Origin of the sequence: Desulfosporosinus sp. SYSU MS00001 (assembly GCF_049943955.1) — a bacterium.
In the GTDB taxonomy this organism is placed as follows: domain Bacteria; phylum Bacillota; class Desulfitobacteriia; order Desulfitobacteriales; family Desulfitobacteriaceae; genus Desulfosporosinus.
Genome location: NZ_JBNFTW010000001.1, coordinates 678,467 through 699,783 on the forward strand (window position 1 = coordinate 678,467; position 21,317 = coordinate 699,783).

General features: G+C 44.1%; 19 protein-coding genes. All 19 read left to right on the forward strand.

Annotated elements, in window-relative coordinates; genetic code table 11:
• Nucleotides 1-1,104 (forward strand): sporulation integral membrane protein YtvI, encoded by a 1,104-nt coding sequence (ytvI, locus tag ACPUYX_RS03260; RefSeq protein ID WP_426378264.1) that lies wholly within the window; start codon nt 1-3, stop codon nt 1,102-1,104.
• A 55-nt stretch (nt 1,105-1,159) separates the two neighbouring features.
• On the forward strand, nt 1,160-2,299 hold the full coding sequence (locus ACPUYX_RS03265; protein WP_426378328.1) for a 1-deoxy-D-xylulose-5-phosphate reductoisomerase: 1,140 nt from the start codon (nt 1,160-1,162) through the stop codon (nt 2,297-2,299).
• 149 nt (nt 2,300-2,448) lie between these two features.
• Entirely contained in the window at nt 2,449-3,519 is a 1,071-nt protein-coding gene (rseP, locus tag ACPUYX_RS03270) for an RIP metalloprotease RseP (protein ID WP_426378265.1), read from the forward strand.
• 27 nt (nt 3,520-3,546) lie between these two features.
• The gene (gene ispG / locus ACPUYX_RS03275; protein ID WP_426378329.1) at nt 3,547-4,626 is read left to right on the forward strand and encodes a flavodoxin-dependent (E)-4-hydroxy-3-methylbut-2-enyl-diphosphate synthase; all 1,080 of its coding nucleotides are present in this window, start codon (nt 3,547-3,549) and stop codon (nt 4,624-4,626) included.
• Between the two features lie 90 nt (nt 4,627-4,716).
• A complete protein-coding gene (locus ACPUYX_RS03280) occupies nt 4,717-6,441 on the forward strand; it encodes a proline--tRNA ligase (protein WP_426378266.1) in 1,725 nt (574 codons plus the stop codon).
• Between the two features lie 235 nt (nt 6,442-6,676).
• The gene (gene rimP, locus ACPUYX_RS03285) at nt 6,677-7,135 is read left to right on the forward strand and encodes a ribosome maturation factor RimP (RefSeq protein ID WP_088224800.1); all 459 of its coding nucleotides are present in this window, start codon (nt 6,677-6,679) and stop codon (nt 7,133-7,135) included.
• 39 nt (nt 7,136-7,174) lie between these two features.
• Nucleotides 7,175-8,506, forward strand: coding sequence for a transcription termination factor NusA (gene nusA, locus ACPUYX_RS03290; protein WP_426378267.1), 1,332 nt, complete (start codon nt 7,175-7,177; stop codon nt 8,504-8,506).
• Between the two features lie 21 nt (nt 8,507-8,527).
• Nucleotides 8,528-8,791, forward strand: coding sequence for an RNase P modulator RnpM (rnpM, locus tag ACPUYX_RS03295; RefSeq protein WP_426378268.1), 264 nt, complete (start codon nt 8,528-8,530; stop codon nt 8,789-8,791).
• Nucleotides 8,788-9,084: a L7Ae/L30e/S12e/Gadd45 family ribosomal protein gene (locus ACPUYX_RS03300; RefSeq protein WP_426378269.1), complete on the forward strand. Its 297-nt coding sequence runs from the start codon at nt 8,788-8,790 to the stop codon at nt 9,082-9,084. Before rnpM ends, ACPUYX_RS03300 begins: the two co-directional genes overlap by 4 nt.
• 44 nt (nt 9,085-9,128) lie before the next feature.
• Nucleotides 9,129-12,005, forward strand: coding sequence for a translation initiation factor IF-2 (infB, locus tag ACPUYX_RS03305; protein ID WP_426378270.1), 2,877 nt, complete (start codon nt 9,129-9,131; stop codon nt 12,003-12,005).
• 20 nt (nt 12,006-12,025) lie between these two features.
• Nucleotides 12,026-12,400 (forward strand): 30S ribosome-binding factor RbfA, encoded by a 375-nt coding sequence (rbfA, locus tag ACPUYX_RS03310; protein WP_088224804.1) that lies wholly within the window; start codon nt 12,026-12,028, stop codon nt 12,398-12,400.
• The gene (locus tag ACPUYX_RS03315; RefSeq protein WP_426378271.1) at nt 12,393-13,373 is read left to right on the forward strand and encodes a DHH family phosphoesterase; all 981 of its coding nucleotides are present in this window, start codon (nt 12,393-12,395) and stop codon (nt 13,371-13,373) included. The genes rbfA and ACPUYX_RS03315 overlap by 8 nt, the downstream gene beginning before the upstream one ends.
• Nucleotides 13,357-14,241: a tRNA pseudouridine(55) synthase TruB gene (gene truB / locus ACPUYX_RS03320; RefSeq protein WP_426378272.1), complete on the forward strand. Its 885-nt coding sequence runs from the start codon at nt 13,357-13,359 to the stop codon at nt 14,239-14,241. The genes ACPUYX_RS03315 and truB overlap by 17 nt, the downstream gene beginning before the upstream one ends.
• An 18-nt stretch (nt 14,242-14,259) precedes the next feature.
• Nucleotides 14,260-15,183: a bifunctional riboflavin kinase/FAD synthetase gene (locus ACPUYX_RS03325; RefSeq protein ID WP_426378273.1), complete on the forward strand. Its 924-nt coding sequence runs from the start codon at nt 14,260-14,262 to the stop codon at nt 15,181-15,183.
• 136 nt (nt 15,184-15,319) lie between these two features.
• Nucleotides 15,320-15,586: a 30S ribosomal protein S15 gene (gene rpsO / locus ACPUYX_RS03330; protein ID WP_088224808.1), complete on the forward strand. Its 267-nt coding sequence runs from the start codon at nt 15,320-15,322 to the stop codon at nt 15,584-15,586.
• Nucleotides 15,587-15,783: 197 nt separating this feature from the next.
• Nucleotides 15,784-17,937, forward strand: a complete 2,154-nt coding sequence (locus tag ACPUYX_RS03335; RefSeq protein WP_426378274.1) for a polyribonucleotide nucleotidyltransferase — start codon at nt 15,784-15,786, stop codon at nt 17,935-17,937.
• 68 nt (nt 17,938-18,005) lie between these two features.
• A complete protein-coding gene (locus ACPUYX_RS03340) occupies nt 18,006-18,764 on the forward strand; it encodes a polysaccharide deacetylase family protein (protein WP_426378275.1) in 759 nt (252 codons plus the stop codon).
• Between the two features lie 22 nt (nt 18,765-18,786).
• On the forward strand, nt 18,787-20,025 hold the full coding sequence (locus ACPUYX_RS03345; protein WP_426378276.1) for a D-alanyl-D-alanine carboxypeptidase family protein: 1,239 nt from the start codon (nt 18,787-18,789) through the stop codon (nt 20,023-20,025).
• Nucleotides 20,026-20,038: 13 nt separating this feature from the next.
• A complete protein-coding gene (locus ACPUYX_RS03350) occupies nt 20,039-21,310 on the forward strand; it encodes a M16 family metallopeptidase (RefSeq protein ID WP_426378277.1) in 1,272 nt (423 codons plus the stop codon).
• The last annotated feature ends 7 nt before the right edge of the window (nt 21,311-21,317 follow it).

The window sequence follows — 21,317 nt, forward strand, 5'->3', positions numbered from 1 at the left end:
ATGAGCATAGACCAAAAGCATCCTTTGTGGACTAATCTTAATAGACTTGCTCTGGTAACGAGTATTCTAATCCTATTGAAGATTTTTACCTATTTTTTCCAAGTATTTTTGCCTGTCTTTGGCGAGGTATTGGGGGAGGCCTTTGGTGCGTTTTTACCTTTTATAATAGCGCTTATTCTTGCTTTTTTACTCGAACCCTTGGTCGTCAGAATTATGCACGTCATTCATATACGACGGCCCTTTGCTGCGATTCTTACGTTAATTCTAGCCATTGCTGTTCTCAGTCTTTTTGTCTTCTTAATTGTTGCCAGACTCTACACAGAGCTATCTGAATTAGCAGTTACTCTTCCTAATTATGGTTATTTAGTAAATCTGGTGACCCATCAAATTGATACCATCGAAAAGTATGTGACTGTTAATCCTCAGATTCAAAGTACTTTGACCACATCCACTGAGAGCCTCGCAAGAATGCTTCAAGAATGGGCAAAATCCGGGAGCTTATTTTTGCTTGGCTTTCTTACCGCTTTGCCTCGTGTCTTCATTGTTATGGTTGTCTCTCTCGTGGGAACGTTAATGATGAGTTCCAGCTATCCTAATGTCCGGCAGTTTATCTCAAATCTTTTTCCGCGCCGCTGGCATGTCAGCGCACAGGCAGTTAGTCAGGATTTAGGGGCTGCGGTTGTCGGCTATATTCGGGCTTTGGCTATTCTGATGTCGGTTACGGCATTTTCAACGATTATCGGCCTTCTGATTATTGGGAACAGGTATGCAGTTACCTTAGGTGTGTTTGCAGGATTATTAGACGCCGTTCCCATTGTAGGAACGGGTCTCTTATTCGGCCCCTGGATTATCGGCTTGTTAATTCTGGGCTCTTTCGGTGTAGCTCTTAAGGTCCTGATTATGTGGGTTGTTACGGTTGTGGTACGGCAGTTTCTGGAGCCTAAAATTATGTCTCAGGGAATTGGACTGCACCCTCTGCCTACATTGATATCTATGTATGTCGGCCTTGAGCTTTTGGGATTTGTTGGCATTTTGGTCGGCCCGGGTATCGTCATTAGTTATGAGGCATTACGTAAAGTTGGAATTTTTGGACGTAGGGATTAAAGGTTCAGGAGGGTCACTTAAACCAGTTATTAAAAGGAAGAAGATGATGTTTGAGTTGAAAACGCTAACCATCTTAGGCTCAACAGGCTCAATCGGACGTCAAACCTTGGACGTTGTTCACCATTCAGAAGGTCAGCTAAAGGTTCATGCTTTGGCAGCTGATAAAAATGTAAAACTAATAGAAGAGCAGGCCCGTTCTGTTCACCCGGCTGTTGTAGTTATGATGGATGAAGATGCGGCTCGCGAACTTCGGGAACGATTGTCGGATACATCGATAAGAGTCATGCAGGGCATGGATGGTATGATAAACTCGGTAGTTGCCCAAGAAGTGGATACCGTCGTTACTGCGCTTTCCGGGCGTATTGGGCTGGAACCGACCCTTTCGGCTCTTGAAGCCGGAAAGGCAATCGCTTTGGCTAATAAGGAAACCTTGGTTGCCGGCGGAGAGTTGGTTATGGCGAAAGCAAAAGCCATGAATTGCCCGATTATTCCTGTTGACAGCGAACACTCGGCTGTTTTTCAGTGCCTTGAAGAGAACCCTGAAACCATCGAAACTATAATTTTGACCGCCTCAGGAGGCCCTTTTTTTGGCTGGTCCAAGCAGGAGTTGGCGAATGTCACCCTTGAAAAGGCATTACGTCATCCAAACTGGTCTATGGGGGCAAAGATCACCATCGATTCGGCTACTATGATGAATAAAGGACTTGAAGTCATAGAGGCTCATCATTTATTTGCTGTCGATTATGACCACATTGAAGTTCTTATCCATCCACAAAGTGTTGTTCATTCTATGGTGCAATATCGTGATGGCTCTGTTCTTGCTCAATTAGGAAAAGCGGATATGCGCTTACCAATACAATATGCTTTAAGTTATCCGACGCGCTGGAAAAATCCCTTTGAGCGACTCGATCTAAAGGGAAAAACTCTTACGTTTTTTGAGCCTGATTTGGAAGGCTTTCCGGCTTTAGCTTTAGCTTATAAGGCAGGACGAAGAGGCGGAACGCTTCCTGCAGTTATGAATGCAGCAAATGAGGTTGCCGTATCAGCTTTTCTGCAAAATAAGCTACGCTATCTTAAAATTTACGAGATTGTGGAAAAGGTCTGTTCTGAGCATCATGTTTTAGATCATCCGGAATTGGGAAGTATACTCGATGCAGACACATGGGCACGAGGCCGTACTTTAGAACTCCTTTAGGAGTTGGTATAGTTTTTGTTCGGCTTAGCTGATGAGTACTTCAAAAATATTGCTACGTTTCATGACTGTGAACTCAAAAAACTTCTATCTAAGTGTTCTATCGTAGATGGTCGAAGGTTCTTGGATGTCGAGATAAAGGAGGGTTAAATGTGACTACAGCGCTCGCCATTATTTTCGTTTTTGGAAGTATGGTCATGATTCATGAGTTTGGTCATTATATGGTTGCTAAATTAATCGGTGTAAGAGTTATAGAGTTCAGTTTTGGCTTTGGCCCTAAAATTATTGGTTATCAGGGGAAGGAAACTCTCTATGCCTGGAGACTGATACCTCTGGGGGGATTTGTAAAACTTCACGGTATGGATGCGGAAATCGATGAACAAGGGAGAACAATCATAGCCCCTGTTGATGATGAGCAAAGCTTTATGAACAAGCCGGTCTGGCAGCGCATGGCGGTAATTGCTGCGGGCCCGCTCATGAATTTTGTTTTAGCGATTGTCTTGTTTGTCGGCGTTTTTGCCTATTTGGGAGTGCCAACTCAGAGCAATAGCAATGCTATTGGTTCTCTTGTCAGTGGAAAACCTGCAGCAGCCGCAGGGATACAGCCTGGCGATAAAATTATGTCAGTAAACCAAGAACCTACACCTGATTGGAATCGTCTGACTGAGGTTATTCACGGCAAACCGAATCAACAACTTGCCCTTACCATTGAAAGTGCCAAGGGAAATAAGACTCATGTTGTTTCGGTCAAGACGGAGAAAGATGCCCAAACAGGGTATGGGATGATTGGAATTGCGCCGGAAGTCGTCTATATGCACGCATCAATTCTTCAATCAACGGGATTCGGACTTCAGCGCACTTTAGACTTTACAAAGTTCATTGTGGTGACATTAACCCAAATGGTTACTGGTAAAATTCCCGCTGATGTGGGTGGCCCTGTAATGATTGCCCAAGCAATCGGAGAAGGCGCTCATGAAGGCCTGTCCAATTTGCTTGGCTTAACTGGGGTTTTAAGCATTCAATTAGGTCTTATTAACTTGTTTCCGATTCCGGCGTTGGATGGAAGCAGACTTGTTTTCTTGCTGTTTGAAGGTTTACGAGGGAAACCCTTAAACCCAGAAAAGGAAAATATGATTCATCTGGTGGGGTTTGTTTTGCTCATGGCCTTAATGATTGCTGTTACTTACAAAGATGTGGTGCGCCTTTTTGTTAAGGCCGGTTAGACGAAGAGAGAATCTGGAGGCAATATGTTGCAAAGAAAGAAAACGAAACCGGTGCAGATAGGCTCTGTAGTTATTGGCGGGGGAGCTCCTGTCGTTGTACAATCTATGACTAATACGGATACACGCGATGTGGAGAAGACACTGCTGCAGATCAATAACCTTGCTCAAGCCGGGTGTGAAGTTGTGCGACTTGCGGTTTTGGATATGGATGCAGCAGAGGCTTTGAATGCTATTGTCCTTGCAAGTCCTCTTCCGACCATTGCCGACATTCATTTTGACTATCGCCTGGCCATTCGAGCTCTTGAGCAGGGAATCCACGGTTTGCGCCTCAATCCGGGAAATATCGGTGCTCGCTGGAAGGTTCAAGAAGTTGTGAAAGCGGCAAAAGAACGGCAAGTTCCTATTCGTATTGGGGTCAATGGTGGATCATTGGAAAAAGAGATTTTAGAAAAATATGGGGGACCAACGGCTGCCGGAATGGTGGAAAGTGCTCTTAGACATATACGGCTCCTGGAAGAAGAAGGTTATGATAAGATAAAAGTTTCTTTGAAAGCCTCTTCCGTTCCCATAATGCTGCAAGCTTATCGCCAAATATCAGAATGTGTTGATTACCCCTTACATTTAGGTGTCACTGAGGCGGGAACAGTTCGTTCTGGTGTGGTAAAATCGGCGGTTGGCATTGGTACGTTACTTGCTGAAGGAATCGGAGATACCATTCGAGTATCCTTAACTGGTGATCCTGTGCACGAGATTCCTGTCGCGCTTGAAATATTGCATGTTCTTGGGTTAAGACAACGGAGCATTGACTTAATCAGTTGTCCTACTTGTGGACGAACTCAAGTTGATCTGGCGGCCTTGGCCGAAAAAGTGGAGGAACGGCTTTCCCAGCTTCCTCCCCTAGATAAACCTTTGAAAGTTGCCGTTATGGGCTGTGCAGTTAATGGTCCCGGTGAAGCTCGCGATGCTGATTTAGGAATCGCCGGAGGCAAGGGAAAAGGGCTTTTATTCCGTAAGGGAGAAATTATCGCCAGTCTTAGCGAAGAGGAGCTCTTGCCGGCCTTACTTAAAGAAATTGAAAGTTACGTGTCAGCCCACCATAAGCAGTGAACTCGTAATCCCCCTTACTTCATAGAAGTAGGGGCATTAGTTGGAAATAGATACCTATTATTGTTACATAAAGGAAAGGAATGGCTATAAATGCGCGTTAGTCAATTGTTAAATCCAACTCTGCGTGAGGTACCTGCCGAAGCGGAAATTATTAGTCATCAATTGATGCTTCGAGCGGGCTTAATACGCAAATCTGCTGCGGGAGTATATACCTATTTGCCCCTTGGTTTACGAGTCTTAAAAAAGATTGAAGCGATAGTTCGTCAAGAAATGGATAGTAAAGGCGGGCAAGAAGTATTGATGCCAATTATGCAGCCTGCGGAATTGTGGCGAGAAAGCGGACGCTGGGACGTTTATGGAGAAGAAATGTTTCGCTTAAAAGACCGTCATCAAAGAGAGTTCTGCCTGGGACCGACTCATGAAGAAATTATTACTGATCTAATTCGGGGAGAAATTCGCTCTTATAAACAACTGCCAATTCTTCTCTACCAGATTCAAAATAAATATCGGGATGAACGCCGCCCACGCTTTGGTTTGATGCGCGGACGGGAATTCATTATGAAAGACCTATATTCCTTTGACCGCGATGAAGCAGGACTTGATGTTAGTTATCAGAAAATGTACGATGCCTATTGCCGGATCTTTTCGCGCTGTGGGTTAGCCTACCGTCCCGTTGAAGCCGATGCGGGAGCGATTGGCGGTACAGGCGGTACCCACGAATTTATGGTGTTGGCTGATTCGGGCGAGAACTCTGTTGTTTATTGTCCGGATTGTAACTATGCAGCAAATGTTGAAAAAGCAGAGTGCCGGCCTCAGCCTGTACAAGCTAAAGCAGAAGAGGGAGAACGTCAATTGGTACACACGCCTGGTGTGAAAACAATTGACGAAGCCTCGGATTTCTTGAAAATTCCAGCAACCAGCATGATTAAGTCCCTGCTTTATCAAGGGGATGACAAACTTTTCCTCGTACTTGTTCGCGGAGATCGGGAGCTCAATGAAATAAAGATAAATAATGCTTTAGGTGGGTTTATTTCTCTCCAACTCGCTTCGTCTGAGACTGTAAAGAAACTATTGGGATGTGCCCCAGGTTCCGTCGGTCCTGTTGAGGTACCGCCAAGTTTACTGGTTATCGCTGATCAAGAGGTCCCATTAATGGAATATGCTGTTTGTGGCGCCAATAAGGACGATTATCATCTCCTCGGTATCAATCCGAAAACAGAACTGCGGATTGATCAGATTCATGATTTAAGAACTATTGTTGCAGGAGAAGCATGCCCGAATTGCGGGGCTTCTCTCAAAGAGGCCCGGGGCATTGAAGTTGGTCAAGTCTTTAAACTTGGAACCAAGTACAGTAAAGCTTTGGGGGCAACATTCTTAGATGAAAACGGTGTGGAAAAGCCCAGCGTCATGGGATGCTATGGAGTTGGTGTGAGTCGTACAATGGCGTCTGCGATTGAGCAGAATTATGATGAATCGGGGATCATTTGGCCAATACCGATTGCACCTTATCATTGTATTCTTGTACCGGTAAGCACGAAAGATACTCAAGTGACTGAAGCTGCCGAAAAACTCTATCAGGAACTTCAGAGCTTAGGAGTTGAAGTTGTTTTAGATGATCGGGATGAACGAGCAGGTGTTAAGTTCAAAGATGCAGATTTAGTTGGCTATCCCTTACGCATCACCATTGGAAGTAAGGCATTAGCCAATGGACAAGTTGAGCTTAAAGAACGAAAAGGCGGCGATACACGCTTAGTTTCTCTAAATGATGCCGCCGGGCAGGTTAAAGCTATTATTGAAAAAGGTATGTCATTTTGATCGTCTCCTGTGGGGGAGCAAAAGTCCATGGTTCTAAGGTTGCACATGTTGGATGGATATGCTATATTAATATAAGGAATTTGTAGTGATTGTTGGAAAGGAGTGGGTAGTAGCCCGCTCCTTCGTTTGTTCCTTATCGGAAAGTATTAACAGAGTATAACTCGAGAACATCTTCGTTAGAATATACTGAGAACCTTCTTTTCTCCTTAGCTAAATTGATAAAGGGGCGCTTATTATGAATGATTCATTGGAACAACAAATCGCATTGCTAGTTGAGCCGTATGCTAAAGAAAAAGGGCTTGAATTAGTCGATGTTGAGTACATAAAAGAAGGTGCACATTGGTATTTGCGTCTCTTTATTGATAAAGAGGGGGGCGTGGATATGGACGATTGTGCTGAGATGAGTCACGCCGTGAGTGATATGCTTGACGAGAAAAACCCAATTCCTCAGGCATATATGTTAGAAGTTTCTTCTCCCGGCCTGGAACGGCCTCTTAAAAAGGACGGGGATTTTATCCGTTTCCAGGGAAGGTTAGTTACTGTACATACGACGTCGCTGGTTCAAGGATACAATGAATTTACCGGTAATTTGGTAGGCCTTATAGACGGCGAAATTGTCTTAGAGCATGAGAATAATCGGATTTCGATTCCGCGTGCCTTGGCGAAGAATACTCACCTAGCATTAGATTTTTAGATTAGTTAGGGACAATAGAATAAGGAGGAACAAGGAAAAATGAATATGGACTTCATCGAGGCTCTTCATGAATTGGAAAAAGGGCGGGGGATTTCTGCCGAGATTTTATTTGAGGCTATTGAAGCCGCACTAATTTCCGCTTACAAGAAGAATTTCGGGTCTTTACAAAATGTACGAGTTCTTATCGACCGCATGACGGGAGAGTTTAAAGTATTCGCTCGCAAAACGATCGTGGAAAATGTTGAAGATTCACGAACTCAAGTCAGTTTGGAAGATGCTCGAAAAATTAATCCTAGCTATCAGCTTGAAGATATCGTCGAGTATGAAGTAACGCCGCGGGATTTTGGACGAATTGCAGCTCAAACAGCCAAACAGGTTGTCGTTCAGCGTATCAGAGAAGCTGAACGAGGTATGATTTATGATGAGTATGTTAATCGGGAAGGCGATATTGTTACTGGCGTTGTACAGCGATATGAACAGAAGAATGTTATCGTTGACTTAGGTAAAGTCGAGGCGGTATTACCGGCACAAGAACAAATTCCCGGTGAGGTTTACCAATCCTTTGAGAGAATAAAAACCTATGTCGTGGAAGTTAAAAAAACCACGAAAGGTCCCCAAATTATGCTGTCACGGACTCATCCGGGTCTGATCAAGCGCTTATTTGAATTGGAAGTACCGGAGATTCACGATGGGGTTGTTGAAATAAAAGGCGTTTCCCGAGAGGCGGGCGCCCGCTCCAAAATTGCAGTCTATTCGCGGGATTCTAATGTTGATCCGGTTGGAGCTTGTGTTGGCCCGAAAGGAACGAGAGTTCAGACCATCGTCACGGAGTTAAAGGGGGAAAAAATCGACATTGTTAATTTTTCCACCGACCCTCATGAATTTGTCGCTAATGCCCTTTCACCGGCTAAGGTTGTGGGAGTCTATCCGAAAACTAATGAGAAAGTAGCTGTCGTTGTTGTTCCTGACTATCAGTTATCTCTTGCTATCGGCAAAGAAGGGCAAAATGCCCGTTTAGCAGCTAAATTAACAGGATGGAAGATCGATATCAAAAGCGAATCTCAAGCAGTTACTTTAAATCTTGTTTCGGAAAACCCAGAGGATGGGGGCGAAAATTTTGAGGACTATGGCGAATATGAAGAGTATATGGAATATGATGAATTTGCAGATATAGATCAAAGTCAGGATGATGAACAGGAATACGTTGAAGATGAGTCGGCTTTAGATAATGATGATACTAACGACTATCAAGACTCTGACGAATACAACGAGGAATCAATTAAACAACTTTCCGATCAAGACATGGATGATATTTTGGATTGGGTGTCTGAGGACGATTTGAACGAAACCATTACTTCTGAGAAGAAATAATGAAAGAGAGAGGGTGAAGGTATGAAAACACGGAAAGTTCCCATGCGGATGTGTTTGGGTTGTCAACAAATGAAACCTAAAAAAGAGCTTCTGCGAATTGTGAGAACTCCAGAAGGAACTGTGGAACTCGATTCTACGGGGAAAAAGAATGGACGTGGAGCATACATTTGCTCTGACTTGACTTGCTTTAGAACAGCAGTTCGTGAGCATCGGTTCAGAAAAGCCTTTGAAGTGGATATTGATCCTAAGGTTTTTGCAGATTTGGAAGGGAAGATTTCTCCGTGAATTCACGAATCCAGGCCTTAATGGGACTCGCACGCCGAGCGGGCAAAATAGCCTCCGGGGAAGCACAAGTTGAGGCATTATTAAAAAAGAAGAAGGGATATTGCCTTATCTTAGCCGAAGATGCACCAGGGGCTTATAAAAAGTTTGATCAATGGGCAAAAGATTTAAAATTGCCAGTGGTTGTCACTGGAACTAAGCAAGAGTTAGGGCATTCAATAGGACTTTCGCCGCGTTCAGCAGTTCTTATATTAGATCAGGGGTTTGCAAAAGCTATTTCACTAGCAAGGAGCTGATGCTTGGAGCGTAATGGGGGAGCCGAATATGTGGGGGTGGTTAAATGAGTATTCGTGTTCATGAATTAGCAAAGGAATTAAACTTTAGCAGTAAAGAAGTGATTACAAGACTCTTAGCTTTAGGAACAGATGTTAAAAATCATTTAAGTACTGTCGATCAAAAAGATGCAGATCGTTTAAGGGATCAACTGAAGGGAAAGGAGATAAATTTGGATCATTCTGAACGCAAAAATTCTGAGGAAATAAAAACTAAAACATCTGAAATCGGTCAAGAAGAACGGACAGCGGAAGGGCGGACTTCAATGTCACGTCCCGCTTATCAAGGACAACCGCCGCAAGGTTCTCGTTCAAATCAAGTCCATAACCAAGGTCCGCGGCCTAATGCCCAAGGACCGTCTCAAGGACCCCGCACGGGTACTCAAAGCCCACGCCCAGGATATCATGGCCAAGGGCAATCCCAAGGCCCGAGACAAGGCTATCAAGGACAACCACCAGGACCACGCCCCAGTTATCAAGGACAACCCCAAGGGCCGAGACAAGGCTATCAGGGACAATCCCAAGGGCCAAGACAAGGCTACCAGGGACAATCCCAAGGGCCGAGACAAGGCTATCAGGGACAATCCCAAGGGCCGAGACAAGGCTATCAGGGACAATCCCAAGGGCCGAGACAAGGCTATCAAGGACAATCCCAAGGGCCAAGACAAGGCTATCAGGGACAATCCCAAGGGCCGAGACAAGGCTATCAGGGGCAATCCCAAGGGCCGAGACAAGGCTATCAGGGGCAATCCCAAGGGCCGAGACAAGGCTATCAGGGACAATCCCAAGGGCCGAGACAAGGCTATCAGGGGCAATCCCAAGGGCCGAGACAAGGCTATCAGGGACAATCCCAAGGGCCAAGACAAGGCTATCAGGGACAATCCCAAGGGCCAAGACAAGGCTATCAGGGACAATCCCAAGGACCGCGTTCTTCATCTCCCCGAGCTGGGGCAGGTATCCCAGCAGCTCCGGTAATAACGGAGCAAGTGAAACGACAAACACCAGCCAGCAAAAAAGCGCAAGATAAAGCCTATGAACGAAAACGCGAAATGGAAAAAGAACGCGAAAGTGTGCTCCGCGCGCCCCATAGGCGCGTTCAAAAACAGCCAAAGAAAGAAGTTAAAGATACTACTCCAAAACACATCGTCATTCAGGAATCAATCTCTGTTCAAGATTTAGCCATTAAAATGAGCCGCAAAGCCGGAGAACTCATAAAACATCTCATGAATTTAGGAGTTATGGCAACCATAAATCAAGAACTGGATTCGGAAACAGCAACCATTCTTGCCAATGAAATGGGCGTCACGGTTGAAGTAAAGGCAGAAAAATCGTTAGCTGTTATTGTAGATATAGAAGATGATCCCAAAGATCTTGCTTTCCGCCCGCCGGTGGTTACAGTAATGGGGCATGTTGACCATGGAAAGACCTCTCTGTTGGATGCAATTCGTACTACAAATGTTACGTCTTCCGAAGCTGGAGGAATTACCCAGCATATCGGTGCCTATCAGGTAGAAATCAAGGGTCAGAAAATAACCTTTTTAGATACACCCGGTCACGAGGCCTTTACGGCAATGCGGGCACGCGGTGCTCAAGTAACAGATATAGCGGTACTTGTGGTTGCTGCTGATGATGGAGTTATGCCTCAAACCGTTGAAGCCATTAATCATGCCAAGGCCGCAGAAGTCCCGATTATTGTAGCTATAAATAAAATCGATAAGGAAAATGCTACCCCCGAAAGAGTTAAGCAAGAATTAACCGAATACGGATTAGTGGTCGAAGAATGGGGCGGAGACACGATTGCTGTCCCCGTATCGGCCAAATCAAAGGTTAATATTGAGCAGCTTTTGGAAATGATACTCCTTGTTGCAGAAGTTCGTGACCTTAAGGCCAATCCTAACCGACTGGCAGCAGGAACCGTCATCGAAGCTGAGCTGGATAAAGGGAAGGGACCTATAGCCACAGTACTTGTTTCCAAGGGAACACTCAATGTTGGGGATGTTGCTGTTGCTGGCTGTGCCTTTGGCCGAATTCGAGCTATGGTCGATGACAAGGGCCGACGTGTTAAAAAGGCTGGTCCGTCTATGCCTGTCGAAATACAGGGTCTGTCAGAAGTACCTGAAGCCGGAGAACCTTTTGCTGTGGTAGCTGATGAAAAATTAGCGCGTCAAATTACCTCGGCACGGACTGCAGTAAGAAAGGTTGAAGAGTCAAAGCGTACTGTCGTAAAAGTCAGTTTGGAGGACCTCTTTGATAAGATCAAAGAAGGAGAAATTAAAGAGCTCAATATCATCATTAAGGCCGATGTTCAAGGTTCTGTAGAAGCCCTTAGACAATCCCTATTGAGGCTTTCAACGGATGAAGTCCGCGTAAATCCTATTCATGGCGGTGTTGGTGCAATTAATGAAAATGACATAATGTTAGCCTCTGCCTCCAACGCGATTATCATTGGCTTTAATGTTCGGGCAGATTCCAATATGAAAGCTACAGCAGATCTTGAAGGCGTTGATTTGCGATTTTACAGAGTTATCTATGACGCCATTGAAGATGTTAAGGCAGCTATGACTGGTCTCCTGGATCCAACCTTTAAGGAAGTCGTTCTTGGTAAAGCTGAAGTTCGCCAAGTTTTCAAAGTTCCCAAAGCAGGAACTGTTGCCGGTTGTATGGTAACAGAAGGAAAAATTCTTCGTTCGGCAAAGGTGCGGGTTATCAGGGATGGCATTGTGGTTCATGAAGGAGAAATGGAATCTCTGCGACGCTTCAAAGATGATGTCAAAGAGGTCTTAGAGAGCTTTGAATGTGGAATTGGAATTGAAAAATATAATGACATTAAAGAAGGAGATATCCTTGAAGCATTTGCTCTAGAAGAGGAAAAACGAACATTATAGTAATCCCAGGAGGGATACCTATGTCAAAACATCGACCTAACCGTTTGGCTGAAACCCTTAAAGAAGAAATATCTCAAATGATTTTAGTTGAACTCAAAGATCCTCGAATAGGCTTTGTCACAGTAACAAGTGTGGATGTGGCTAATGATTTAGCTCATGCTAAAGTCTATGTCAGTGTTATGGGCAATGAAGAGGATACTAAAACATCTTTAGATACCCTTAATAGAGCGGCCGGTTTTATGAGAAGTGAAATTGGGAAACGAATTCGTTTGCGACATGCACCGGCCATAGTTTTCGTCAACGATCCATCAATCCAACATGGTGCGCATATTGCTAAGTTGCTGCGCGATGTTGGTGCAGCGGATACTGCAGACAAGGATGAATCGCATGAGTGAACGTCTGTTAACGGAAGAAATACTAGAAGTTCTGAGAAAAGCGCCATCGGTGGCGCTTTTCTCCCATGTCTCGCCGGATGGCGATTGCTTAGGGTCCATGTTGGCTCTTGGACTTGCCCTCGAAACAATGGGCAAAAAGGTAACGTTCTTTAACCCGGACCGCGTACCGATGGCTTTAGCCTTTTTGCCGGGTTCTGATCGTATTCGGCAAACCTTGCCGGACCCGATGCCTCAAGTTTTAGTCTTTGTGGATTGTACGGATCTAAAACGTGTACAATTAACTCCAGATTATTTAGATGATAGCATTGTTATTAATATTGATCATCATATTTCCAATCAAAAGTTCGGACATTTAAACTGGATTAATGATCAGGCGAGCGCTTGTGCTGAAATTTGTCTAACGTTGCTTAAACAATTGGGAGTAGCTATTAATCGAGAAATAGCGACAAATCTCTATACAGGTATTGTGACTGATTCAGGATGTTTTCAATATAGCAATACAACAGCGCACACTCATCGCCTGACCGCAGAACTTATTGAGACAGGATTGGATTTAGCAGCCATCCATTATCATTTGTTTGACCAGAAACCGCTTGAGCAGGTAAAGCTCTTGCAAGCAGCCTTAAATAGTCTGGAGCTTTATGCTGAAGGTCAGCTGGCAGTCATGACCTTAACTCTTGAGGATTTCCTGCAAAGCGCAGCTGACCAGGAACTCAGTGAGGGATTGGTTAATCATGCTAGGAGCATTAAAGGGGTTGAGGTAGCCGTCCTGCTCAAAGAAGTGGGAGTACAAGAGATTAAGAGTGGTTTTCGCTCCAACTTATGGTTTGATGTCAATAAAACTGCAGCGCAATTTGGCGGCGGGGGACATAAGCGTGCCGCCGGCTGTACATTCAAGGTTTCACTAACTGAGGCTAAGCAACAGGTCATTAGTGCCATTGAGGAGGGGTTAATCCTTGGACGGCATTGTTAATGTCCTTAAACCGCCGGGGATGACTTCTGCGGATGTTGTTGCTTGGATGCGCAGAACACTGAAGACAAAGAAAATTGGTCACACCGGCACTTTAGATCCTGGAGTTGTCGGAGTTTTGCCCATCTGTATTGGAAAAGGAACTCGTCTTGCTGAATACATTACTGAGCAGGGGAAGGCATATCTTGCGGAGGTCACCTTTGGAATTAAAACTGACACTCAAGACTCTTTTGGGAAAACGGTCTACGAGAAACAGCCTTTTCTTCAACGAACTGAAGTTGAGAAAGTGTTAAGGAAATTTGCAGGCAAAATTTCTCAAATTCCTCCCATGTTCTCAGCGGTACACAAAGACGGCAAGCGCTTATATGAATTTGCTCGGCAAGGAATTTCTATAGAACGAGAGCCGCGTGAGGTAACTCTTTATAAGATCGAGCTTAAAAAGTGGTATGAAGGTGAATTTCCGAGGGCAATTTTATATATCGAGTGTTCCAAAGGAACTTATATTCGAACATTGTGTCATGACTTAGGTGAGGACTTAGGCTGTGGGGCTTATATGTCTTACTTGCTTCGGGTTCGGTCCGGCCCCTTTGAAATTCAAGACAGCTGGACTCTCGAAGAGATCGATGAGACAGTTCAAATATCACCGGTTCCCTTTCTTTTGCCTTTAACAGCCGGCATTGATCTTCCCAAGGTCTACTTATCAGCTGCCCGGGCTAATGCTTTTCGCAATGGGTTATCAACTAAGAGAGAACTAGTCAGGACCTCAGACCCTATTTCAAATTCTCAGGTTCAAGTTCTTGAGGGAGAACTGTTAATTGGAATAGGAGTGTGGCGTGAAAATTCTCTCTTTCCCTATAAGGTTATTGGATGATTTAGGAGGTCAAAGTCCGTGCAAGTTCAAACAAATATGCCAACTAATAAAGAGCCTTGTGTATTGGCATTAGGAAATTTTGATGGAGTGCACCTTGGACATCGTCGTTTGCTTGAGCATGGATTGAGACAAGCTGAACGTTTGGGAGTAGGTCTTAGTGTTTTGCTCTTTGAGCCCCATCCATTGAAAGTTCTCCAGCCTGAACGAGGAATTCAGTTACTCACGGCGAATCAAGAACGTTTGAAATATTTTGAGGAGATCGGGGTAAACACAGTATTTCTCATTCCTTTCACTCGTGAGATGGCCAATACCTCACCGGAAGACTTTGTCATCAGGATTCTTATGCCCTTAGGGGTAGTTCGCGTTGTTGTGGGTTTTAACTATTCGTTTGGTGCTCATGGCAAGGGAAATCCAGAACTAATCCAGCTATTAGGCAAGCAATATGGATTTGGAGTAAGCGTTCTTCAAGCACAGATGCTTGAAGGAAGGGTTATTTCTTCGAGCAGTATCCGTAAAGCGTTACTGCAAGGAGATATTGCTTTGGCGAGTGCCCTCCTGGGCCGTTCTCCCAGCTTAAGCGGAACAGTGATTCATGGGGAAGAACGCGGACGATTATTGGGTTATCCAACCGCAAACCTTCGTCCAAATGAGGACATACTAATTCCCAAACGAGGCGTCTATGCTGTTTGGTCAACTATTAATGGTGCCTTTGTACCTGGTATGATGAATATTGGTATGAAGCCAACGTTTCATGATATGTATGGGACGAGTGTTGAAGTGAATTTCTTCGATTTTAACGGAGACTTATACGGCCAAGAATTAACAATTCATATTGAGGAACGGTTGCGTGACGAGCGAAAATTCGATGGCATTAACGAACTTCTCCTTCAATTGAAAACCGATAAAATAAAAGCTCAGAGCCTTCTCAAGGGATTGTTCTAAAGAAGGCCCGGAACTTTACAAAAGCCAAAGAACCATGTATACTATCATAGAACCTATGGGACCCGCTGACTCGGCTTATCGAAGCTCCGACGGTGTGCTGGGTAGTAGGGAATATTAATTATTGGAGGAAATCAACATGCTGACACCTGAAAAGAAACAAGAGATTATAGTTAAATATGCTCAACACGAAGGAGATACTGGTTCACCGGAAGTCCAGATTGCTCTCCTTACGGAACGTATCACCTATTTAACGGAACATTTTAAAACTCACAAAAAAGACCATCATTCGCGGCGTGGACTTTTAAAAATGGTTGGTTCCAGACGTTCGTTATTAAACTATCTGAAAAAAGTTGATTTTGAACGTTATCGTAATATTATTACCGCCCTTGGTTTGAGAAAATAATAAAGACAAGTACTACAGAAGTGGGTCATTTGATCCACTTCTTTTAACGTTTTTAAAAGTTTTCCCTTATATTTACGTATAATTCAGAGATATTCTCGGGTAAAGAGTTTTTTTTACAAATTGCAGGAAATAATAATAATATGTCGAAGAGGAAACAAGTTAAAAAGAAGGATTGAAAGTTTTAAGGAGGTTCCATTGTGAAACAGGAAGTATTTGAAAAGTCAATCTCCGTCGGCGGACGAACGATGACTTTCCAAACCGGAAAAATTGGCAAGCAGGCTGGTGGCGCAATTTTCCTTCGTTATGGGGATACGGTAGTATCTGCTTTTGCAACATGTAGTCCAGCACCGAGGGAGGGTATTGATTTCTTTCCCCTCACAGTTGAATTCGAAGAACGTATGTATGCCGCTGGTAAGATTCCAGGCGGATTCATTAAACGTGAAGGAAAAGCTAGCGAAAAGGCGACCTTATCTGCCCGTTTAATAGATCGTCCCATTCGTCCGTTATTTCCTGAAGGGTTTCGTAATGATGTTCAAGTAGTAGCGACTGTCATGTCAGTTGATCAGGACTGTGCGACCGATATTACGGCAATTAATGCCGCATCAGCCGCTCTAGCTGTCTCCAATGTTCCTTTCGAGGGACCTGTTGCGGCGGTCACAGTGGGACTTGTGGATGGGGAGTTCATAATTAATCCTACAATTGAACAAAGCGGCAAGAGTAAGATGCATCTAACAGTAGCTGGAACAGAAGAAGCGGTTATGATGGTTGAAGCCGGTGCTCAAGAAGTCGAAGAACAGTTAATGCTGGAAGCTATTATGTTTGGACATTCTGAAATCAAAAAACTTGCTAAGTTCATTGCAGAGTATCGTGAAGAAGCTTTGCAGAAGGGCTTGGCAAAGGAAAAAATGGAAGTCCAATTCGATAAAATTCCTGAAACCATTGTTGAGGCAGTTAAAGCCTATGCCTATACCAGGTTAGATGCTGCTGTCCGCGTCGAAGAGAAAAAGGCCAGGGAAAGTGCTATTGATGAAGTAAAAGTCGATGCTCTGAAATTCTTTGAGGCTGAGTTCCCCGATGATATGAAGGCGGTAGAAACCGTTTTAGAGGACATGGTCCATTTAATTGTTCGTAAATTAATTACAGATGAACATATTCGCCCTGATGGACGGGCTGTTGATGAAGTACGTCCGATTAGTATTGAGGCAGGAATTTTACCTCGTACTCATGGCTCAGGTCTCTTTACCAGGGGGCAAACTCAAGTATTAACCGTCGCTACGTTAGGGGCTGCTGGAGATGAACAAATTCTCGATGGTTTAGGATTAGAACGTTCAAAACGTTACATACATCACTATAACTTTCCGCCCTACAGTGTCGGAGAAACACGACCCATGCGTGGACCGGGCCGCAGGGAGATTGGACATGGAGCCTTGGCAGAAAGAGCGCTTGTTCCAGTTTTACCAGATGAAAACGAATTCCCCTATACGATACGTCTGGTATCGGAAGTATTGGAATCCAATGGGTCCAGTTCTATGGCCTCGGTTTGCGGAAGTACTCTTTCCCTGATGGATGCCGGTGTTCCGATTACGGCACCAGTTGCCGGCGTGGCCATGGGCCTAATTAAAGAAGGCGATAATTTCGCAATTCTTACAGATATCCAGGGACTAGAGGATCACTTCGGAGATATGGATTTCAAAGTTGCAGGCACCAGCAAAGGGGTAACGGCTCTGCAAATGGATATAAAAATTAAAGGAGTTTCCCGCGAAGTTCTTGCCCAAGGACTCACTCAGGCCAAAGCTGGTCGACTCTTTATTCTCGATAAGATGCTGGCCGTTCTTGACAAACCTCGACCAGAACTTTCAATCTATGCACCGCGCATTATTACTGCCTCAATACATCCAGATAAAATACGCGATGTTATTGGACCAGGTGGAAAAACCATCAAGAAAATTATTGAGGAAACGGGCGTTAAAATTGATATTGAGGATGATGGCCGCGTCTTTATCTCTTCTGTTGCCGGAGAAGGCGGGGAGCAAGCTTTAAGAATTATTCAGGCTTTAACTCAAGACGTCGAGGTTGGTAAAATCTATAAAGGAAAAGTTACCCGAGTTATGGATTTCGGAGCTTTTGTAGAGGTTATTCCCGGAGTCCTTGGACTGAGCGGAAAAGAAGGGTTAGTGCATATTTCACAACTGTCTCAGGAACGAGTCGAAAAGGTTGAAGATGTTGTAAAAGTTGGCGATGAAATTACGGTGAAGGCTACGGCCATTGATAAACAGGGTCGATTGAATCTTTCTCGTAAAGAAGCGATGGCAAGTGCTCGCAAGGACCCTGCTGTTAGTTCATCAAAGTAGCTAATATTTTTTAATGATCAGTCTGTTAATTCCCCTCTGAGCATAAATTTATGGAAGGGGGGACGCGAATGTTTATTAACTTAAAAATCTCGCGACGAATTCTCTCGTTAGGCGGGATTTTCTTTCTCTTGTTGCTTGGAATTATCGTTGAGCATAAGATGGTGCTTTCCAATTCCCATGTTTCTAAGCCTGTGGAACAAATTAATACGGATCAGAAAGTCATGGCCCTTACAATCAATGTTGATTGGGGAGAAGAGTTTATTCCGGCAATGTTAGAAGCTTTAGATAATGACCATGCGAAGGCTACGTTTTTTGTAACGGGCCGCTGGGCTAAAAAAAACCCGGAATTGTTAAAAGAGATAGCAAATCGCGGTCATGAGATTGAAAATCATGGTTATTCCCATCCCCATCCTGATAATTTATCAGTTGGAGCAAACCAGGAAGAGATCAAAAAAACAGAGAGTATTATCCAGGGGATTATCGGCAGAAGAACTCACTTCTATGCGCCGCCCTATGGAGAAAAGGGAACGCCAGGATTACGGGCGGCGGATCTGTTAGGGTATCAGACAATTTTGTGGACCTTAGATACTGTGGATTGGCGCGAGGGAAGCACACCGGGAATCATTGCTCAAAGAGTTATTAATCCAGCTGTACGGTTTGGCATCAAGCCTGAAAAAAATGGTGCCATCGTTTTAATGCATCCGAAATTAAATACAGTAAAGGCTTTACCGATTATTTTAGGCCAGTTGACTCGCGAAGGATTTACCTTCCAAACTCTCGATGCACTAATAACATTTGATCAGATCGGAAATACTACCTCACGATGAACTTAAAAGTTGAGGTGGTTTGATGATCAGTCGAACGTGGACGCGTGCTTGGTGCTGCGTCTTTCTTTGTATCACATGTTTCGCTTTCTGTGGGGTAGAACCCGCCTATGCCTCTTCTAGTCAAGCCGTTAAATCAATAAAATCGTCAAAAGCTGCTCGGCCAAAACAACCCGCAAAGCGCACGAACCCGACGAAGTCTGCAGCATCTGAAAAATCAGTTGCCGACCAGCAGGGACCTGGCAGAATTAGCGCAGATGCGGCAGTGCTTATGGACGTTAAAACAGGGGACATTCTCTTTGGAAAACAAGAAAACAAACGCCGTCCCCCTGCCAGTACTACTAAAATCATGACGGCAATTTTAGGCTTTGAACTTGGAAATTCGGATGAAGTTGTTACTGTTAGTCAAAAGGCTGCCAATGTTGGTGAAGCAACCTTACATCTTGACCCGGGAGAGAAAATTAATCTTTATGAACTAATTACCGGGGCCTTGGTTAAATCCGGAAACGATGCTTGTGTAGCGATTGCAGAGCACGTCGCTGGAAGCGAGGAGCGATTTGTTCAGTTGATGAATATGAAAGCCTTGGCTTTAGGCGCTCAAAACACGCATTTCGGAAATACTAACGGATTACCTCTTAAGGATCATTATTCCACAGCCTATGATCTTGCCCTTATGGCCCGGCATGGATTATCTATACCTCAATTCGCCTCAATTACTCGCCAAAAAGAAACGGAGATTCATTTTCTGGAACCCGATGTGATGATGGATTTGCGCAATACGAATAAACTGCTTTGGAACTATCCCTATGCAGACGGGGTTAAAACCGGAACGACCACAGCAGCGGGAAAATGTCTTGTTGCTTCGGCGACTAAGGACGGACGTCAACTATTAGTCGTGGTACTTCATGCACCCGATCGTTTTGGAGATGCTAAGAAATTATTGGAGTGGGGTTTTAACAATACTGAGATTGTACACTTGGCAAATGCCGGACAGACGATTACAGAGTTTACTAAGTCTAAGGATCCGGTTCGAGTTTTCACAGAAGCTCCTGTAGATGTAAGTATCCCTAAAACAGAACGTTTGAAACTTCAAACTCATATTGTATGGGAAAAGAATGGAGATCTGCCGCTAGAGGCCGGAGAGAGACTAGGACGCTGGGAAATTTGGCTAGGAAAACAAAAACTAGGCACTGTTCCGTTATTAAGTGAGTGTGACGTTGCTAAGAATCACTCGTTGTTAAGTTTCTATTCCTTTGGGAAATAGGGGAGTGAGTTAATTGTATCAAAAGATGGTATTACCGAATGGAGTTAGAATTATAACTGAAGAAATCGAGCATGTGAGATCGGCTGCCATAGGAATCTGGGTTGGAGCAGGCTCGAGAGATGAAAAGACCGGATATGAGGGAATCTCACACTTTATTGAGCACATGTTTTTTAAAGGCACTGAACATAGAAATGCCCGTGCTCTGGCTGAGTCTCTTGAAGCCGTTGGAGGCCAGCTGAATGCATTTACAACGAAAGAATACACGTGCTACTATGCCAAAATACTTGATGAAGATCTCGATTTGGCCATTGATGTTTTGAGTGATATGTTCTTTGGCTCGCTATTTGAAGAAAAAGAAATCGAAAAAGAAAAGAACGTAGTCATCGAAGAAATCAAAATGTATGAAGATTCTCCGGATGAGTTGATTCATGATATTTTTTCCGAACAGGTTTGGAATGATCATCCTTTAGGCAAACCCATTTTAGGAACAGAAGAGAGCATTCGTGCTTTAAATCGGGAAAAAATCTTGACTTATCTTTCCGAACATTATGCTCCGGACAATGTCGTGATATCTGTAGCAGGAAAGATTAAACATAATGATATTGTAGCTAAACTTTCTGCTCACTTTGGGACCTTTAAACGAGGGGGACGCCGAATTCTTGAGGAAACACCGGTCGGACAGCAGGTAGAACGCTACCAAACGAAAGATACGGAACAGATGCATATTCTCATCGGTGTTCCTGGCTTGGGTCAAGATGATGAGGATATTCATGCCATGCATATCGTTAATAATGTTTTAGGGGGAGGATTAAGTTCTCGCTTGTTCCAGGAGATTAGGGAACAACGCGGACTTGCTTACTCTGTTTACTCTTATCATTCAACCTATGTAGATACGGGTTTGTTTGCTGTTTATGCGGGCACTAGTCCCAACAATACACAGGAAGTTATTGAGTGTATTCTTGAAGAAATTATGACCATTCGGAATAAGGGAATTACTACAGAGGAACTAGAACGGACAAAAGCCCAGATTAAGGGTGGTTTGTACTTAGGACTGGAATCCGTGAGTAGTCGTATGAGCCGTTTAGGGAAAACAGAATTAACCTATAATCGGGTACTCTCTCCGGAAGAAGTAGTAGAAAAGCTTGAAAATGTGACCCAAGAGGACGTCATACGGGTAATTGGGCGTCTTTGGCAGAAGGATAAAATCAGTATTATGACCTTAGGCCCGGCTGGTCATGAAGTTGTATTAGCAGATTTGTTGAAGAAGATAGGCTGGGATGATTAAGGTGGGA

Bases quoted from the DNA above. Each gene is read 5' to 3' on its own strand.
- ACPUYX_RS03340 (WP_426378275.1), top strand. From the start codon at position 18,006: ATGTTTATTAACTTAAAAATCTCGCGACGAATTCTCTCGTTAGGCGGG.
- rpsO (WP_088224808.1), top strand. From the start codon at position 15,320: ATGCTGACACCTGAAAAGAAACAAGAGATTATAGTTAAATATGCTCAA.
- ACPUYX_RS03280 (WP_426378266.1), top strand. From the start codon at position 4,717: ATGCGCGTTAGTCAATTGTTAAATCCAACTCTGCGTGAGGTACCTGCC.
- ytvI (WP_426378264.1), top strand. From the start codon at position 1: ATGAGCATAGACCAAAAGCATCCTTTGTGGACTAATCTTAATAGACTT.
- ACPUYX_RS03315 (WP_426378271.1), top strand. From the start codon at position 12,393: ATGAGTGAACGTCTGTTAACGGAAGAAATACTAGAAGTTCTGAGAAAA.
- infB (WP_426378270.1), top strand. From the start codon at position 9,129: ATGAGTATTCGTGTTCATGAATTAGCAAAGGAATTAAACTTTAGCAGT.
- nusA (WP_426378267.1), top strand. From the start codon at position 7,175: ATGAATATGGACTTCATCGAGGCTCTTCATGAATTGGAAAAAGGGCGG.
- rnpM (WP_426378268.1), top strand. From the start codon at position 8,528: ATGAAAACACGGAAAGTTCCCATGCGGATGTGTTTGGGTTGTCAACAA.
- rbfA (WP_088224804.1), top strand. From the start codon at position 12,026: ATGTCAAAACATCGACCTAACCGTTTGGCTGAAACCCTTAAAGAAGAA.
- ACPUYX_RS03345 (WP_426378276.1), top strand. From the start codon at position 18,787: ATGATCAGTCGAACGTGGACGCGTGCTTGGTGCTGCGTCTTTCTTTGT.
- rimP (WP_088224800.1), top strand. From the start codon at position 6,677: ATGAATGATTCATTGGAACAACAAATCGCATTGCTAGTTGAGCCGTAT.